Annotated in this window: 15 protein-coding genes; 6 read left to right on the top strand and 9 right to left on the bottom strand. The window is 64.1% G+C overall.

The features are described from left to right. Positions 1-37: 37 nt before the first annotated feature. Both J1M86_RS00910 and J1M86_RS00905 read left to right on the top strand, forming a co-directional pair. The gene (locus tag J1M86_RS00910; protein WP_241259389.1) at positions 38-1,633 is read left to right on the top strand and encodes an MFS transporter; all 1,596 of its coding nucleotides are present in this window, start codon (positions 38-40) and stop codon (positions 1,631-1,633) included. A gap of 84 nt (positions 1,634-1,717) precedes the next feature. Continuing rightward, positions 1,718-3,871, top strand: coding sequence for a thiamine pyrophosphate-dependent enzyme (locus tag J1M86_RS00905; RefSeq protein ID WP_206508388.1), 2,154 nt, complete (start codon positions 1,718-1,720; stop codon positions 3,869-3,871). Here the strand turns inward: J1M86_RS00905 and J1M86_RS00900 are convergent. From J1M86_RS00900 to J1M86_RS00885, 4 genes are all read right to left on the bottom strand, one after another. Beyond that, positions 3,856-4,416 (bottom strand): TetR family transcriptional regulator, encoded by a 561-nt coding sequence (locus J1M86_RS00900; protein ID WP_206508642.1) that lies wholly within the window; start codon positions 4,414-4,416, stop codon positions 3,856-3,858. The two genes, J1M86_RS00905 and J1M86_RS00900, sit on opposite strands and share 16 nt — an antisense overlap. A 125-nt stretch (positions 4,417-4,541) precedes the next feature. Then, positions 4,542-4,727: a rubredoxin gene (locus J1M86_RS00895; RefSeq protein WP_075841002.1), complete on the bottom strand. Its 186-nt coding sequence runs from the start codon at positions 4,725-4,727 to the stop codon at positions 4,542-4,544. A gap of 1 nt (position 4,728) precedes the next feature. Further along, on the bottom strand, positions 4,729-4,896 hold the full coding sequence (locus J1M86_RS00890) for a rubredoxin (protein ID WP_075841003.1): 168 nt from the start codon (positions 4,894-4,896) through the stop codon (positions 4,729-4,731). Further along, positions 4,896-6,074: an alkane 1-monooxygenase gene (locus J1M86_RS00885; protein ID WP_206508641.1), complete on the bottom strand. Its 1,179-nt coding sequence runs from the start codon at positions 6,072-6,074 to the stop codon at positions 4,896-4,898. The genes J1M86_RS00890 and J1M86_RS00885 overlap by 1 nt, the downstream gene beginning before the upstream one ends. A 336-nt stretch (positions 6,075-6,410) precedes the next feature. Here J1M86_RS00885 and J1M86_RS00880 point away from each other — a divergent pair, with 336 nt between their 5' ends. After that, positions 6,411-8,588 (top strand): glutamine synthetase III, encoded by a 2,178-nt coding sequence (locus tag J1M86_RS00880; RefSeq protein ID WP_206508386.1) that lies wholly within the window; start codon positions 6,411-6,413, stop codon positions 8,586-8,588. 74 nt (positions 8,589-8,662) lie between these two features. On the opposite strand, the gene J1M86_RS00875 is transcribed toward J1M86_RS00880, so the two are convergent. Genes J1M86_RS00875 through J1M86_RS00865 form a run of 3 tightly spaced genes read right to left on the bottom strand, consistent with a single transcriptional unit; the run spans position 8,663 to position 11,714 of the window. Continuing rightward, positions 8,663-10,168, bottom strand: a complete 1,506-nt coding sequence (locus J1M86_RS00875; RefSeq protein ID WP_206508384.1) for a tripartite tricarboxylate transporter permease — start codon at positions 10,166-10,168, stop codon at positions 8,663-8,665. Further along, positions 10,168-10,728 carry a tripartite tricarboxylate transporter TctB family protein gene (locus J1M86_RS00870; protein WP_206508374.1) on the bottom strand — a complete coding sequence of 187 codons (561 nt, stop codon included), beginning with the start codon at positions 10,726-10,728 and terminating at the stop codon, positions 10,168-10,170. The genes J1M86_RS00875 and J1M86_RS00870 overlap by 1 nt, the downstream gene beginning before the upstream one ends. Further along, entirely contained in the window at positions 10,725-11,714 is a 990-nt protein-coding gene (locus J1M86_RS00865; RefSeq protein WP_075841005.1) for a tripartite tricarboxylate transporter substrate binding protein, read from the bottom strand. Before J1M86_RS00865 ends, J1M86_RS00870 begins: the two co-directional genes overlap by 4 nt. Positions 11,715-11,841: 127 nt before the next feature. Here J1M86_RS00865 and J1M86_RS00860 point away from each other — a divergent pair, with 127 nt between their 5' ends. The 3 genes from J1M86_RS00860 (at position 11,842) to J1M86_RS00850 (ending at position 14,791) form a co-directional block, all read left to right on the top strand. Continuing rightward, complete coding sequence (locus J1M86_RS00860; protein WP_206508373.1) at positions 11,842-12,255, top strand: universal stress protein; 414 nt, start codon at positions 11,842-11,844, stop codon at positions 12,253-12,255. A gap of 113 nt (positions 12,256-12,368) precedes the next feature. Then, positions 12,369-13,790 (top strand): hemolysin family protein, encoded by a 1,422-nt coding sequence (locus J1M86_RS00855; protein ID WP_206508371.1) that lies wholly within the window; start codon positions 12,369-12,371, stop codon positions 13,788-13,790. Then, on the top strand, positions 13,787-14,791 hold the full coding sequence (locus J1M86_RS00850; protein ID WP_206508369.1) for a hemolysin family protein: 1,005 nt from the start codon (positions 13,787-13,789) through the stop codon (positions 14,789-14,791). Before J1M86_RS00855 ends, J1M86_RS00850 begins: the two co-directional genes overlap by 4 nt. A 272-nt stretch (positions 14,792-15,063) precedes the next feature. On the opposite strand, the gene J1M86_RS00845 is transcribed toward J1M86_RS00850, so the two are convergent. After that, on the bottom strand, positions 15,064-15,588 hold the full coding sequence (locus J1M86_RS00845; RefSeq protein WP_075841093.1) for a DUF6764 family protein: 525 nt from the start codon (positions 15,586-15,588) through the stop codon (positions 15,064-15,066). A gap of 162 nt (positions 15,589-15,750) precedes the next feature. Next, on the bottom strand, positions 15,751-16,125 hold the full coding sequence (locus tag J1M86_RS00840; RefSeq protein ID WP_206508367.1) for a helix-turn-helix domain-containing protein: 375 nt from the start codon (positions 16,123-16,125) through the stop codon (positions 15,751-15,753). Between the last annotated feature and the right edge of the window lie 17 nt (positions 16,126-16,142).

Here is a 16,142-nt window from a genome sequence, read left to right as displayed (position 1 = left end):
TCGCTATGTCGAGCGTCATAGTCGAAGGGATTTCCCAATGCCTCTGCCAATGCAACTCCGTCCTGCCGAGCACGGCCTGACCGCCCATCGGCGCTGGGCGGCGCTGGCGGTGATCTGTACCGCCGAACTGCTGGTGGTGCTGGACAACACCATCGTCAACGTCGCACTCCCGTCGATGGGCCTCCAACTGCGAGCGAGCATGAGCGGCCTGCAATGGGTCGTCGACGCCTACACGCTCACCTTCGCCGGACTGCTGTTGGCATTCGGTCATCTGGGCGACCGGCACGGTCGCAAGAAGGTGATGATGATCGGCCTGGTCGGCATTGCCGTCATGTCGATCGGCGGCGCGATCGCAGCCGACCTCGGCCAGGTTGTCGCGGCCCGGGCCGCGATGGGAGTGTGCGCAGCCGCGGTGTTCCCGGCGACACTGGCGCTGATCATCAACATCTTCACCGACGCCCGGGAGCGAGCCCTGGCAATTGCCGCCTGGACGGCCATGGCCGGGTTTGCCATTGCCATCGGCCCCACTGCGGGAGGCTTTCTCCTCGAACACTTCTCGTGGCACTCGGTGTTCTGGATCAACGTGCCGGTCGCCATCGGAGTACTGGCCGCTGCTGCGCTCTTCGTTCCCGAGTCGCGGGCTTCGCACGTCGGCAAGTACGACCCGCTGGGAATCGTGCTGTCCCTCGTCGGTATCACCGTTCTCGTCTGGGCCGTGATCGAAGCGCCGCATCGCGGTTGGGTGTCCGCGATCAGTGTCGCCGCCTACGTGGGCGGCGCCCTGTGCCTGGCAGCGTTCGTCTGGTGGGAACTGCGCACCGAATCGCCCGTGCTGGACATGAACCTGTTCCGAATACGACGATTCGCATTGCCCGCGTTGGCCATCGCCGTCGGCTACTTCAGCATGTTCGGCTTTCTGTTCATGATCACCCAATACTTCCAGGGCGTCATGGAGTTGAGTCCACTCGAATTCGGCATCCACTCGCTCCCGTTTGCGGCGTCCATCGCGGTGGGTGCCCCGATGGCCACCCTCATCGCGCAACGGGTCGGCACGACTGCAGTGATCGTGTTCGGGCTCATGGTGATGAGCGCAGGAATGTTCATCGCCGGTCAGGTGCAGGTCGAGACGCCGTACCTGGGGCCAGTCCTTATCTCGATGGTCCTGATGGGGCTGGGGCTCGCGATCGTCCAGGGCCCGGCGACGGAGTCCATCATGTCCTCGGTCTCGCTCGACGAAGCCGGCGCCGGATCCGCCGTCAACGACACCACCCGCGAGGTCGGCGGCACCCTCGGCGTGGCGGTACTCGGATCGATCGTCGCCTCGGTCTACACCACGAAGGTGGGGCCGCTCGTCGACGCCATCCCCGACGCCCTCATGGAGCCGTATCAGAAAGCGTTCGCGAGAGAAACGGTGGTCAGCGTCATCGAGATCGTGAAAGCGCCGACGAACCCCATGTTCGCCACGCAGAAGGCCGATCTGGTCTACGCCATGAAAGCGGCCTCGCTCGAGGGATTCCAGTTCGCCTCGTTCGTCACCGTCGGATCGTGCCTGCTCTGCGCGGTGGCAGTGGCCGCGTTCCTGCCCTGGGGTCGACCGCAGGGCGACGGGGTTCTCCTCGCCTGGCGCAAGTAGTGCGGCTTCGCCGCCCGTGTGTGCATAGGTACCGCCCGCGGTAGCCATGCACACACGGGCGAACCCGCACTACACTTGCCGAGCATGGCCGAGTCGATCGACGAGAACTTCACGCGCACCGTCTCGACCCTTGTTCGTCGGCCACGTGCACTCGACTCGGGTCTGTCACCGGATCGCGCGCTCGAACTGTTCGACGCCCAACTCGGCAGTCGCCACCTGGATTTCGCGGCCCGCTGGCTGCGAGCGGAGGGCGCAGGCTTCTACACGATCGGATCTGCCGGGCACGAGAGCAACGCCGCGGTCGCGGGTGCGCTGCGATCGACCGATCCTGCTCTGCTGCACTATCGTTCGGGGGCGTTCTATCTCGAGCGTGCTCGAGCCGTCGGTGGCAGCAATCCGATCAGGGACGTGCTGCTGGGCGTCGTCGCCTCGACGGCTGATCCGATCGCCGGTGGTCGGCACAAGGTGTTCGGGCGTGCCGATCTCGCGGTGATTCCGCAGACGTCCACCATCGCCTCCCATCTCCCGCGCGCCGTCGGCGTCGCATTCTCGACGGTGCGGGCGAGCAAGTTGGGCGTGGCCTCGGCGTGGCCGATGGACGCGGTGACGGTGTGCAGTTTCGGCGACGCCTCGGCGAATCATTCGACTGCGCAGGGTGCGATCAACACAGCGATCCACTCGGCCTACCAAGGCGTCCCCATCCCGCTGCTGTTCGTCTGCGAGGACAACGGGCTGGGGATCAGTGTCCGCACCCCGGCGGGATGGATCGAGACCACCTTCCGGTCGCGGCCGGGTCTCGAGTACTTCCATGCCGACGGCAGCGATCTGGAAGCTACCCACGCGGCGTCGACGGCGGCAGTGGACTGGGTACGACGCCACCGCCGGCCCGCGTTTCTGCACCTCGGCACCGTTCGGCTGATGGGCCACGCTGGATCGGACGTCGAATCGTCCTACCGTAGCCCCGCCGAGATCGTGGCCGAGTTCGGTCGCGATCCGCTGATCGGGACCGCGACACGGTTGATCGACGCCGGCATTCTGACGCCCACCGAGGTGGTCGAGCGCTACGAGCGTAAACGGAGCGAGGTCATGTCCGTTGCCCGCGACTGTGTCCGAGCCGAACACCTGACGGGCGCAGCCGCGGTGATGGCACCGCTGACGGAGGTGAGCGAAGCGGTGGTGAACACACGGTCCGAGGAGATCGAGCTGCCACCGGATTCGACGCTGGCACAGGCGATCAACGCGGCACTGAAGCATATTCTGGCGCATTACCCACAAGCCATCCTGTTCGGTGAGGACGTCGCTCGCAAAGGCGGCGTCTACGGCGTCACACGCGGGTTGATGGCCGAATCGGGTTCGGTGCGAGTGTTCGACACCGTGCTGGACGAGCAGTCGATCCTCGGGTTGGCGGCCGGCGCAGGGGTATCCGGTCTGCTGCCCATCGCGGAGATCCAGTACCTCGCCTACCTGCACAATGCCGCAGACCAACTCCGCGGGGAGGCAGCGACGCTGCAGTTCTTCTCGAACCGCAGCTATCGGAATCCGATGATCGTCCGCATCGCCGGGTACGGGTACCAGAAGGGTTTCGGCGGACACTTCCACAACGACAACGCAATTGCAGCGCTGCGCGATATACCGGGTATCGTTGTCGCCTCCCCGTCGCGACCGGACGACGCCGCCGCGATGCTCCTCGCCTGCGCATCGGCCGCGGAGCAGCACGGCGCGGTGTGTGTGTTTCTCGAGCCCATCGCGCTCTACCATTCGCGCGACCTGTACGAGGACGGGGACGGAGACTGGCTCGCCGGCGGATGGACGTCGCCGGTGCAGATCGGGAAAGCGCGAACCTACGGGGAGGGAACGGATCTGACCATCGTGACTTTCGGCAACGGCGTGCCGATGAGTCTGCGTGTGGCGCGAGAACTCTCCGTGCAGGGGATCGAGGTGTGTGTGGTCGATCTGCGGTGGCTTGCGCCGCTTCCGGTGGACGACGTGCTCGCCCAGGCCCGACTGAGTGGACGTGTACTCGTCGTCGACGAGACGCGCCGGACGGGCGGAGTGAGCGAGGGCGTGGTGACGGCGTTGATCGACGCGGGATGGCGCGGCAGTCTCCGGCGCGTCACCAGCGCGGACAGCTTCGTTCCGTTGGGTGACGCGGCACTCGAGGTGCTGTTGTCACAGGACACGGTCATGACGGCGGCACTCGAGATGCTGCGCGACAGGGGCGCTCAGGCAGAGCTGTGAATGCTGTCCACGAAAGGCGCGAGCAGCGAAGCCAGGTCGGCGGCGACGTCGGACGAGTTGGTCGGCGGCATGGACACGTAACCGAGGGCGAGGCGGACAACCGCGCGGCCGAGCACTTCCGCATTGTGCGCCGACGCCCGCAGCCAACTGCGTTCGAAAGTCTGTGACAGTCGAGCGGTTGCGTGCTCGATCAGCAGTCCGCTTTCGGTGGTGACCAGTCGCAACAGATCCGGCGGGGGGTCGTCGGTGAGCAGGGAGAGCACCAGCGGATCGGAGGCACTGCGCTCGAAGAACTCGGAGAACGCAACGTTGAGCGTGCGCAGACTGTCGCCCTCGTTGGCGTAGACGGCGTCGTCCACAGCGGAGACGAACGTGTCCGCCAGCCGCAGGGCGTAACCCTGGGCCAGCCCTTTTCGCGTACCGAACTCCTTGTAGAGGGTTTGACGACTGATACCGGCGGCCTTGGCGACGTCGGTCATGTTGACCGCCGACCAGGTCTTGTCCAGTAGCAGTCGTTGCAGCCCGTCGAGGATGGTGGTGCGCATCAGGTTGGTGGCCGCGTTCCGGTAGGGGCTCGGGTTGACCGGTTGCGCTGTCACAACGACAAGTCTATCCGCGCGCCGAACGGTCGTGTTTCCGACCGACAGGCCCCCAGCCCCCACCGCCGCGGTCACGGCCGGCTTACCTCGACCATGAAGAAGTCCGATTTGGCAGCGCCGCAGTCAGGGCAACTCCAGTCCTCGGGGATGTCCTCCCACTTGGTGCCCGGCTCGATACCGTCATCGGGCCAGCCGAGTTCCTCGTCGTATTCGAAGCCGCACTGCATGCACTGGTAGAGCTTGAAATCGGTAGCCATGTCATCCTGCTTTCTGTTCGAAGTCGACCTTTTCGCGGACGCCGCAGTCGGGGCAGGGCCAGTCGTCGTCGACGTCGGACCACGGGGTGCCCGCCGGAAATCCTTCACGAGGGGCGCCGGCGGCCTCGTCGTAGACGAAGTTGCACACCGGGCACTCGTAGCTCGCCATCAGCGGTCACTCTCTCGTGTCGAGTCGGTTCCGGCAGTGACGCCGTACCGGGCCAGCACCTTTTCGCGCTTGCTCGGGTCGATGTTCACCTTGGTGATGTCGCCGTCGTAGTGCTCGATCACCCGGTGGTCCATCACTTTTCGCCAGATCGGTGGGAAGTAGGCGAGTGAAATCATGCTGGCGTATCCGCTCGGGAGGTTGGGTGCACCTTCCATGCTGCGCAGGATCTGGTACCGCCGAGTGGGATTGGCGTGGTGATCACTGTGACGCTGCAGGTGGTACAGGAAGATGTTGGTGACGATGTGATCGGAGTTCCAGCTGTGTTCCGGCGCGCACCGCTCGTACCGACCGGACTTGGTCTTCGCGCGGAGCAGGCCGTAGTGCTCGAGGTAGTTCACCGTCTCCAGGAGCGAGAAGCCGTAGACGGCCTGGATCAGCAGGAACGGAAGGATGCTCACGCCGAAGACAGCGGTCAGCGCCCCGAACAGCACAACCGACATCAGCCATGCGTTGAGAACGTCGTTGCGAATGTTCCAGGTGGACTTGCCGAGGCGCTCCATGCGCGTCTTTTCGATGTGCCAGGACGACTTCAGGCTGCCCCAGACGCTGCGCGGGAGGAACTTCCAGAAGCTCTCACCGAACTTTGCGCTGGCGGGGTCCTCCGGCGTCGCGACGCGGACGTGGTGGCCGCGGTTGTGCTCGATGTAGAAGTGTCCGTAGAAAGTCTGGGCCAGAGTGACCTTCGAGAGCCACCGCTCCAGACTGTCCTTCTTGTGGCCCATCTCGTGCGCGGTGTTGATGCCGACGCCTCCCATGACGCCGACGCTGATGGCGAGCCCGATCTTCGAGATCAGGCCGAGTCCACCGTCGATACCGAGCCAGCTCAGATTGTCCGCCGTCCACAGGTAGCACGCGAGCACGAGGGAGGTGAGTTGGAATGGGATGTACGCGTAGGTGCAGTAGCGGTAGTACTTGTCGTTCTCGAGTCGTTCCATCACCTCGTCGGGCGGGTTCTGGCCGTCGGGGCCGAAGAAGAGGTCGAGAACGGGAAGAAGTCCGTAGACCAGCATCGGACCGATCCACCACCAGATGGGGGAAACCGCGTTCCATCCGAGCTGGTTGAATGCCCAGATCATGCCGAGCGCCATGAAGATCGCGGTCGGCGGAATCAGTCCCATCAGCCAGAGGAAGCGCTTCTTGTCGCGCCACTCCTCGACGGGCGTACCCGGCTGCGGACTCGTCTGAGTTGCCACGACTGAAGCTCCTTCTCGAGAACTAAGTGGTGTCTGTCACCTGCGAGATGACAATACCGCGAAATTGTAAAGCTGGAAAGACAAAATTCAGAATTTGTCCAACCTGCTGTGATTCTGTGCACGTAGTGGAAGCGGATGCGGCCGCCACCTCGCCTCGCAGTCGATACAGCGGCGAAACACGGACGCCACGATGCGTTCGTACAGTTCGCTGGTTGGCTTCGCGAAACAGCAGCGAAGCACCAGGCCGAGGGGTAGAAGCGTATGAGTGGAAATGCCGTTCGTCTGCAGGCGATCAAGGACGTAGAGGCGTACGTACCGCCTGCGGTGAGTTTCGTCGGAGACGAGAAGCCGGGTGAGATATTCGGTGAGAACGTCTTCAGCAAGGTCGTCATGCAGAAGCGACTGCCCAAGTCTGTCTTCAAGTCTGTGATGGCAACGATCGACAAGGGCAAGCCGCTCGATCCCATGGTCGCCGACGCGGTTGCGTCGGCGATGAAGGATTGGGCGCTCGAGAAGGGTGCCACGCACTACGCGCACGTCTTCTACCCACTGACCGGCCTGACGGCCGAGAAGCACGACAGCTTCTTCGACCCTGTCGGGGACGGATCAGCACTGGCCGAGTTCGCCGGCAAGACCCTGATCCAGGGTGAGCCCGACGCCTCGAGCTTCCCCAACGGCGGACTCCGCAATACCTTCGAGGCTCGCGGGTACACCGGCTGGGACGTCACCAGTCCCGCGTACGTGCTCGAGAACCCGAACGGAAACACCCTCTGCATCCCGACGGTGTTCGTGTCGATGACCGGTGATGCGCTCGACCACAAGACTCCGCTGCTGCGTTCACAGCAGGCAATGGGCGGGCATGCCGAGCGGATACTGAAGCTGTTCGGACACGAGGACATCGAGAACATCGTCTCGTTCTGCGGACCCGAGCAGGAGTACTTCCTCGTCGACCGCCACTTCTTCCTCGCCCGCCCCGACCTGCTCAACTCCGGCCGCACCCTGTTCGGGTCGAAGCCGCCCAAGGGGCAGGAATTCGACGACCACTATTTCGGTGCCATCCCCGAGCGGGTGCTCGGATTCATGATGGACACCGAGCGCGAGCTGTTCAAGCTCGGGATCCCGGCCAAGACACGGCACAACGAGGTCGCGCCCGGGCAGTTCGAGGTAGCGCCGATGTTCGAGCGGGGCAACATCGCCGCCGACCACCAGCAGCTGCTGATGACGACGTTCAAGACCATTGCCAAGAAGCACGGCATGGAGTGTCTGTTCCACGAGAAGCCGTTCGAGGGCGTCAACGGTTCGGGCAAGCACGTCAACTTCTCGCTGGGCAACTCCGAACTGGGTTCGCTGCTGGTACCCGGTGACAATCCGCACGACAACGCTCAGTTCCTCGTGTTCTGTGCCGCGGTCATCCGCGCGGTGCACAAGTACGGCGGCCTGCTGCGCGCCTCGGTGGCGTCGGCGACCAACGATCACCGCCTCGGCGCGAACGAGGCTCCGCCGGCGATCATCTCGATCTTCCTCGGCGATCAGCTGGCCGATGTGTTCGATCAGATCGCCAAGGGAGCGGCTACGTCCTCGAAGGGCAAGGGCACCATGATGATCGGCGCCGACACGCTGCCCGTGCTGCCGACCGATCCTGGTGACCGCAACCGCACCAGCCCCTTTGCCTTCACTGGCAACAGGTTCGAATTCCGCGCACCGGGCTCGATGCAGACGGTCAACGGCCCGATGGTCACCATCAACACGATCATGGCCGAGGCGCTGGACTACATGGCTACTCAGCTCGAAACTGCGGTGGCGGACGGTGTCGAGTTCGATACGGCCGTGCAGAATCTGTTGACGGAGATCATCACCGAGCACGGTGCTGTCGTGTTCAACGGTGACGGCTACTCCGACAACTGGCAGATCGAGGCCGAGTCGCGGGGCCTGCCGAACCTGCGGACGACGCTCGATGCTCTACCCGAGTTGATCTCCGAGTCTGCGATGGAACTGTTCGAGAAGTACAAGGTGTTCAACCACCGAGAAATGCACTCGCGCTACGAGATCGGCTTGGAGCAGTACGCCCTGACGGTGTTCGTCGAGGCGCGCTTGACGCTCGAGATGGGACAGACTTCGGTGCTCCCGGCAGCAGTGCGGTTCCAGACCGAGTTGGCTCAGAATGTCGCTGCGCTCGCGGCTGCGGGTATCGACGCCGATACTGCGGCATTGAAGGCAGTTTCGGCGCCGCTCGCCGATCTCCGGTCGGCTCTGGCGACGCTGAAGTCCGCCCTCGAGAGCGATCCGGGCGGTGACGCACTGGCCGAGGCCACGCACGCGAAGGACGCGCTGCTTCCGGCGATGTCCTCGGTGCGATCGGCTGCTGACGTACTCGAATCGATGGTGGCCGACGATCTGTGGCCGCTGCCGACGTACCAGGAAATGCTGTACATCCTCTAAAGGCGGCTCCGCCGCATGTGAGTGGAAATACATAGCAGGACACGTATTTCCACTCACATGCGCGAAGCGCCTATTCAGAAGTCGGCTTTGGCGCGCGAGCGGACCTTGCTGACGATGGTGAACACGATGGCGATCGTCAGCAGCGTGTAGAGCACGACGGTGATGCCGCTGCCGATGAGGATGCTCGGATCGCCTTCGCTGACGGCAAGCGCACGTCGCAACGAGTCCTCGGCGAGGGGACCGAGGATGACAGCGATCAGCACGGGAGCAAGCGGAATGCCGTAGCGCCGCATCATGAACCCGAGGATGCCGAGACCGAGCATGAACATCAGATCCACGATGGACGCGCTCGATGCGTAAACACCGAGGGCCGCGAACACGGTGATCCCCGCGTACAGGTAGTTCTTGGGGATCTTCAGCAGTTTCGCCCACAACGGCGCGAACGGCAGGTTCAGAATCAGCAGAACCACCATCGCGACGAACAGGCTGGCGATGAGTGCCCAGACGATATCGCCGCTGCGCTCGAACAGCAACGGTCCCGGCTGCATGCCGTACTGCTGGAACGCAGCGAGCATGATTGCGGCGGTAGCCGATGTCGGCAGACCCAGTGCGAGGAGTGCGCCCATCGCCGTACCTGCGGTGGCGTTGCCTGCTGCCTCCGGTCCGGCGACACCGCGGATGGCGCCCTTGCCGAACATGGGGTTTTTCCTGTTGCGGTCGAGCCTGCGCTCGGCGCCGTAGGACAGGAAGCTCGGCACCTCGGCGCCGCCGGCCGGGATGACGCCGAACGGGACACCGAAGGCGGTACCGCGCAGCCAGGCAGGGAGAGCATCTCGGAACTCGGCCCGACTCAGGAAGGGGCGGCCTTCGGAGGCGATGAGCGAGGTGTCCTCCGGCCGTCCGATCTTCGACGCGACGTGGATCACCTCACCGAGAGCGAGCATCGCCACGGTGATGACGACGATGTGGATGCCGTCGAACATCGCGGGCACCTCGAAGGTGAAGCGTGAGGCGCCGGATGGCCCGTCGATGCCGATGACGGCGAGAGTCAAGCCGATCAGCAGCGCGGTCAGACCCTTGAGCGCCGAGTCCGACACCACCGCGGAAGTTGCGACGAAAGCGAAGACAGCCAGCGCGAAGTACTCGGCAGGACCGAAGTTCGTCGCAAGATCGGCCAACGCGGGTGCGAAGAACACGACCAGCGTGGTTGCGACGATGCCACCGATGAAGGCGCCGATCGCCGACGTGGCGAGTGCCTGAGGCGCCCGGCCGTTCTTTGCCATCCGATGGCCCTCGAACGTGCCCGCGATCGCGGTGCTGTTGCCGGGGGTGTTCATCAGGATGCCGGAGATCGAGTCACCGAAGAGGCCGCCGAAATACACGCCGGCGAACATGATGAGCGCCGCGGTGGGGTCGAGGGTGAACGTGACGGGAAGCAACAGTGCAACGGCCATGGCCGAACCGAGGCCGGGCAGAACGCCCACCGCGGTACCGAGCATGGCGCCGACGAGAACCCACACGAGGTTCATCGGCGTCAGGGCAGTCCCGAAGCCCTCGAGGAGATTGCTCAGCGAATCCATCAGAACACCTCCGCCAGGATGCCGCCGGGGAGCGTGAGTCCGAGTCCGGCCGAGAACGCGATCTGCACCGCGGAGGAGACCAGCAATGCGATGGCGGCGTCGAACACGTACCGACGGCTACCGAGTCCGATCGACACACCCCAGAACAGGAGTGCACCGGCCAGAACCCACCCGAGCGGGTCCAGCAGAGCGATGAAGACGGCCACCGAGGCGACGGTGATCCCCGTTGTGCGCCAGTTGCTGACACTGCCCGTGTCCACGACGCCGTTCTCGTCGACTCCGCGGTCGATGACATCGGGCTTCAGGAGCAACTGGATGGTGACGAGGATGGCGATGATGAAGCATCCACCGGCAACGATCGACGGAAATACCTGTGGGCCAGGCGATGTCGCTGTTTCCGGAACGGTCATCGTCACCGTGCCGTAGACGAGGAACAGGCCGAGTGCGACGAGCAATGCCGGAACGACGAGGCCGCTGCGTCCGGTCCAGAACGAAGCCTCGGGGGTTCGGGAAGGAGAAACCGGATCGTTGTCCGCGGAGGACTTCGTCTCGGAGGTCATACGAGTCCCAACTCTCGAAGGATGTCGGTGATGCGGGTTTGTTCGACCTCGAGGAACTCGCCGAACTCATCACCGGTCAAGAAGGATTCTTTCCACCGATTTCGTTCGACGGCGCTGGCCCACTGCTCGGTCTCCGACATCTCCGTGACGATATCGATCAGGGTCTGACGGTCCTCGTCCGAGATTCCGGGCGGTGCGACGAAGCCGCGCCAGTTGACCAGGTCGACGTCGTATCCGAGTTCGGCGAAGGTGTCGACATCGATTCCGTCCACCGGTTCGGGTGCCGCGACGGCGAGTGCGCGTACGTTGCCGGCTTCGATCTGATCGCGAAAGTCGTTGTAGCCGCTGACTGCAACGCCGACGGTGTTGGAGAGCAGTGCGGTGAGCACTTCGCCGCCACCGGAGTAGGCGATGTAGTTGATCGCCGCCGGATCGATGTCCGCCTGCTGTGCGAGTTGGCCGGCGACGATGTGGTCGATGCCGCCGAGCGAACCGCCGCCGATGGGCAGGCCGCCGGGATTCGCACGCCACGCCGCAATCATGTCCTCGACATTTTGGTACGGCGATTCCTTCGGGACGACGAAGACTTCGAAGTCCTCGGCGAGCTTGGCGATGGGCACCGTGTCGGCCAGCGTGGTCTCGGAGTTGTTGATCGCGATTCCGCCGAGCATGACGGTGCCGGTGACCATCATCGTCGTCGCCTGGCCGGACAGGCTCTCGAGTTGGCTCAGTCCGATCGTGCCGCCGGCGCCCGGCACGTTGACCACTTGCGCGTTGTTGACGATGTTGTCCGAGCGCATCGCCTGCTGTGCCTCGCGTGCAACGAGATCCCAGCCTCCGCCGGCTGCTGCGGGCGCGATCATCGTCAGCTTGGACCGGGCGTCGGAACCGCTTTGGCTGCGGCTTGCATCGATGCCCGCGACGGTAACGGCGCCGATGACTGCGATCGCCAGGAGTGATTTGGACAGTGTGGGCGAAACCCCCATCAAATGCCTTTCGTGTGATGTGTCACAGTCGGAGAGTAGTTAAGCTGCATCTGCAAAGTCCAGTCGGACGGTACGGCGTATCAAGTAAGTGTGACCCCCATGAACAGCTAACGAGTGGAGACGAGCGATGTCGGTAGCCGTAGTAACGAGTGATTCACCCGAGGGCCGTGAGGCGTTGGTGCGCGGAGTCGAGGAATCGAGGCTACGGGGGCAGGAACTGATTGCGCTCGCCGTCGTCGATGCCAAATCCGTCAGCGAAGAGGACAGGGAGGCAACACGTCTCGCGACCGAGCAAATATTGACCAGCCGCGACTTGGCCGACGCGCAGTTCTCGATCAGAGTCGAACCCGATGCCGGGGATCCTGCCGGAGCCATCGTCGATCTGGCCGCAGAGATCGGAGCGACGCTGCTCGTGATCGGGTCGCGCCGACGCTCGGCGGTCGGAAAATTCTTGATGGGAAGCACCGTGCAGCGTGTGCTGCTCGACAGCCCGGTGCCCGTTTTGGTGGTGAAGGCGCCAGAGGAGCGCTCGACCCGCTAGAATCGGGCAGCACTCCCACCATCCACAAGCAGAGGATTCATGGACAGCGATAAACCCGGGCCGGACACGGCTCCCCGCACTACATCGATTATGTGCGAGGCGGTGTCCGGCGAATGAGTGCAGTGCTCACTCTTCTGCTCGGCTTCCTCGTAGTTTTTCTCATCACGGTGGCCACCGGCTACTTCGTGGCGCAGGAATTCTCCTACATGACCGTGGACCGGTCCCGCCTGAAGGCGCGCGCCGAAGAAGGCGACGTAGTTGCGCGTCGAACACTGCAGGTCACCAAGCGCACGTCGTTCATGTTGTCCGGTGCACAGCTGGGCATCACCGTCACCGGCCTGCTCGTCGGTTACGTGGCCGAACCCCTGATCGGACAGTCTCTGGGGACCATGATGGGCGGCGTCGGCGTCCCCACCGCGGTCGGCGTGGGTATCGGCGCGGTCGCAGCGCTGCTGTTCTCGACCTTCGTGCAGATGCTCTTCGGCGAATTGTTCCCCAAGAACTTCGCGATCGCGCGCCCCGAACCGGTGGCGCGATGGCTCTCGCTGTCGACCACGATTTACCTCAAGGCATTCGGTTGGCTCATCACCATCTTCGACCACGCGTCGAACCTGCTACTCAAGGCCTTGAAAATCGAACCTGTGCACGACGTGGAGCACTCGGCCACGCCCAGGGACCTCGAGCACATCGTCGCCGAGTCCAAGGACTCCGGCGATCTGCCCGACGAGTTGTCCGATCTGCTCGATCGCATCCTCGACTTTCCGACGCGCACCGTCGAGCATGCGATGATTCCGCGGTCCCGAGCAGCCACCGTCCGTGCCACGGACACGCTTGCAGAGGTCGAAGCGCTGATGGGACAGGAGCATTCGCGTTATCCCGTTCTCGACGAGGACGACGGCATCGTGGGTGTCGTTCATCTACAGGACATTCTCGCGATCGTCGGTCGACCCGAGGCGAAAATCAGCGAGTTCGTTCGACCTGCCCTGATCCTTCCGGAGACCCAGGCGCTACCCGATGCGGTCGGTGAGCTTCGTAGCTCGAAGAACCAATTGGCCTGTGTCATCGATGAATACGGCGGACTCACGGGCGTCATCACGATCGAGGATCTGGCCGAGGAACTCGTCGGCGAGATCACCGACGAACACGACGACGACATCGTCGACTACGCCCCGATCGCAGGCGAGGATGGCACCTGGACCATGTCGGGTGAGATCCACGTCGACGAGGTCGAACGGTCCATCGACCACGACCTGCCCCAGGGTGACTACGAGACCATCGCCGGGTTCGTCATCACGCACCACGGCGCACTTCCCGCCGTGGGGACGCGTATCGAAGTCGATCTACCGGCGGACTCCGCCGATCTGATCGGCGCCGACGACGATGCTCCGGAACGGTTCGTCTCCGTCGAAGTTCTGGAAATCGACAACTACGTGCCTTCTCTGGTCCGTCTCGAACTGGGCCAAAGAGAGAGCGGTAGCGGGGATTCCGACACCGAAGACAACACGAGCGATCGAGAATTGGACGAGCACCGATGAGCAACCTGTGGGTATTTCTCGCGGTCACTATCGGCCTCATCGCCTCGAGTGCCTTCTTCGTTGCCGTCGAATTCGCGTTGCTCGCAGCCAAACGTCACCGTTTGGAGGATGCGGCCATGACCAGCAGGGCCGCGCGCGCGGCCCTGCGAAGTTCCAGCGAACTGACCGTGCTCCTGGCTGGATCGCAACTCGGTATCACTCTGTGCACGCTGGCGCTCGGTGCGTTCACGAAACCGGCGGTGCACCATTACTTCACGCCGGTGTTCGAGCATTGGGGCCTGCCCTACTGGGTCGCGGACGTGACCGGGTTCGTGTTGGCCCTGATCATCGTCACCTTCCTGCACCTGGTGGTGGGCGAGATGGCGCCGAAGTCATGGGCCATCGCGCACCCCGAGAAGTCCGCGACCATGCTGGCGATCCCGATGCGCGGCTTCATGTTCTTGACACGGCCGATTCTGACCGTGCTCAACAACATGGCCAACTGGTGCCTGCGCAAAGTGGGGGTCGAACCGGCGGATCAGATCGGGTCGGGTCAGAGCCCGGACGATCTTCGTCAGTTGGTCGAGCATTCGGTCAACGTGGGTGCGCTCGACGCGAGCTACTCGGTGCAGCTATCCGGTGCCCTCGAGCTCCAGCGGCTGACGGTGGGTGACCTGGTTCGCCACGGCGTCACGACATCCGTGCCGCCGACGGCCACCGTCGCCGACGTGCGGGCGGCCTCGCTGCGCTCGGGACATCTGCGCATCCTCGTCAAGGATGGCGAGACCGTCAGCGGAGTCGTGCACGTCCGCGACACGTTGAACAGTGAGGTGGACTTGGCGGAGGTGACCCGTCCGGTCTTCACGATCGCAGCCGATACCCCGGTCTATGTCGCTCTGGCGTCGATGCGCGAGACGAGCAGCCACCTCGCACTGGTGGTCGACGGCGACGCCACGGTCGGCGTGGTGACGATGTCGGACGTGCTCTCCAGACTGCTTCCGGCTGCCGGAGTTGCGGTCTGACCTGTCCACGGAACGAGAGGGGCCGCGCCGACGATGTCGGTGCGGCCCCTCTCGTATGTGCGGTGCTATACGGGTTTGATGACGAGCAACGAAGCCCAGTAGACGGCAACGTCGTGACCGACCTGGGGTAGTAGAGCGTCGTACAGCAGGTAGGACATCATCGGGCTGGCTCCTGATCTGGTGTGCGACCGGGTCCGGCCGCGAAGGGGTTGCTACCCGCTCATGCTTCCCCAGAACAGGGTTGTAGGTCAACAGATGCGCCCGAGAGCACCTCAGCCGATGCAACCCTGCAATGTGGTGAAGCTTCCGGCGATTCCCGGTCCGTCGCAGACCGCGCCGGTCGGCGTCAGGGTGATGGTGGCGCCGGGGCCGGCCACTGCGATGGACAGGCCTGGGCCGACGCCTTCGTTGGCCGCGACGCTGCCGGGGCCGAAGGCGATTGCTGCCGGGCCACCTCCGAACGATGCGTCGGCCACTGCGGTGCCGCCTTCGAGTCCGAGCGCGAGCGCCGCTGCGTTTGCCACGGCGGTTGCCGAGCCCCAGCCTGCAATGCCGTAACCGGCAGCAGCGCTCGTGGCGTCGGCGACACTGTCACACTGCGAGGTTCCGTCGAGAGCGACCTGCGCTGCGCCGCCCGGTGCGGTGGTGCATGCGACGGGAGCAGCAGAGGCGGTGCCCGGCAGCAGAACGGCAGCTGCACAGGCTATTCCGATTGCTGCTGCGCCGCCGACTGTCCGCGTGACGGCCTTTCCCGACCTCGCGATTGCAGACTTGCTGGTTGCGACTGTGGTGGACATGAAGAGCCTCCCGATAGATTCGTGCCGGTCGAGGGTCGCTCGCTCGTTCGCCCGCGGCGCCCTGCACTTCACGGTCCCCGCCTTCGGACACGACCGCAGACATCGATGGTCACGAATGGGAAACCATACGATAACGGAGAGGAAACGGTGCCGCCTGCCCAGTCAGCGGGCGTCGTGGCGCTCGCGGGCCTCGAGGACGGCAGGCAGGTTGGATTCGAGCAGCTCGATCAGGCTTGTCAGTTGCGAGGCGACCTGTCGGCCCAGCGGGGTGAGGCTGTATTCGACCTTCGGTGGAATGGTTTCCAGCACTGTGCGTACAACCATTCCGTCGCGTTCGAGGGCTTGGAGTGTCTGCGACAGCATTCGTTCGCTGACGCCGTCGACTCGCCTGCGCAGTGCGTTGAACCGGTAGTCGCCCTCGCTGAGTGCGGCCAGCGCGAGTGTGCCCCACCGGCTCGTCGCATTTTGCAGCACGTCGCGGGAGGAGCAGTTGCGTGCGAAGACGTCGGCTTCGAGTGAGGGGTCCGCTTCGCTCATTCCCCCATGTTAGCGCA

The organism is Rhodococcus sp. KRD197 (genome assembly GCF_017168235.1).
GTDB lineage: Bacteria > Actinomycetota > Actinomycetes > Mycobacteriales > Mycobacteriaceae > Rhodococcoides.
Note: the sequence above shows the minus strand (reverse complement) of the source record. Positions and strands in the feature narration are given on the sequence as shown.

Coding starts and splice junctions, on each gene's coding strand:
- J1M86_RS00910 (WP_241259389.1), top strand. CDS start 38: ATGCCTCTGCCAATGCAACTCCGTCCTGCCGAGCACGGCCTGACCGCC.
- J1M86_RS00905 (WP_206508388.1), top strand. CDS start 1,718: ATGGCCGAGTCGATCGACGAGAACTTCACGCGCACCGTCTCGACCCTT.
- J1M86_RS00900 (WP_206508642.1), bottom strand. CDS start 4,416: ATGCGCACCACCATCCTCGACGGGCTGCAACGACTGCTACTGGACAAG.
- J1M86_RS00895 (WP_075841002.1), bottom strand. CDS start 4,727: ATGGCTACCGATTTCAAGCTCTACCAGTGCATGCAGTGCGGCTTCGAA.
- J1M86_RS00890 (WP_075841003.1), bottom strand. CDS start 4,896: ATGGCGAGCTACGAGTGCCCGGTGTGCAACTTCGTCTACGACGAGGCC.
- J1M86_RS00885 (WP_206508641.1), bottom strand. CDS start 6,074: ATGGGACTGATTCCGCCGACCGCGATCTTCATGGCGCTCGGCATGATC.
- J1M86_RS00880 (WP_206508386.1), top strand. CDS start 6,411: ATGAGTGGAAATGCCGTTCGTCTGCAGGCGATCAAGGACGTAGAGGCG.
- J1M86_RS00875 (WP_206508384.1), bottom strand. CDS start 10,168: ATGGATTCGCTGAGCAATCTCCTCGAGGGCTTCGGGACTGCCCTGACG.
- J1M86_RS00870 (WP_206508374.1), bottom strand. CDS start 10,728: ATGACCTCCGAGACGAAGTCCTCCGCGGACAACGATCCGGTTTCTCCT.
- J1M86_RS00865 (WP_075841005.1), bottom strand. CDS start 11,714: ATGGGGGTTTCGCCCACACTGTCCAAATCACTCCTGGCGATCGCAGTC.
- J1M86_RS00860 (WP_206508373.1), top strand. CDS start 11,842: ATGTCGGTAGCCGTAGTAACGAGTGATTCACCCGAGGGCCGTGAGGCG.
- J1M86_RS00855 (WP_206508371.1), top strand. CDS start 12,369: ATGAGTGCAGTGCTCACTCTTCTGCTCGGCTTCCTCGTAGTTTTTCTC.
- J1M86_RS00850 (WP_206508369.1), top strand. CDS start 13,787: ATGAGCAACCTGTGGGTATTTCTCGCGGTCACTATCGGCCTCATCGCC.
- J1M86_RS00845 (WP_075841093.1), bottom strand. CDS start 15,588: ATGTCCACCACAGTCGCAACCAGCAAGTCTGCAATCGCGAGGTCGGGA.
- J1M86_RS00840 (WP_206508367.1), bottom strand. CDS start 16,125: ATGAGCGAAGCGGACCCCTCACTCGAAGCCGACGTCTTCGCACGCAAC.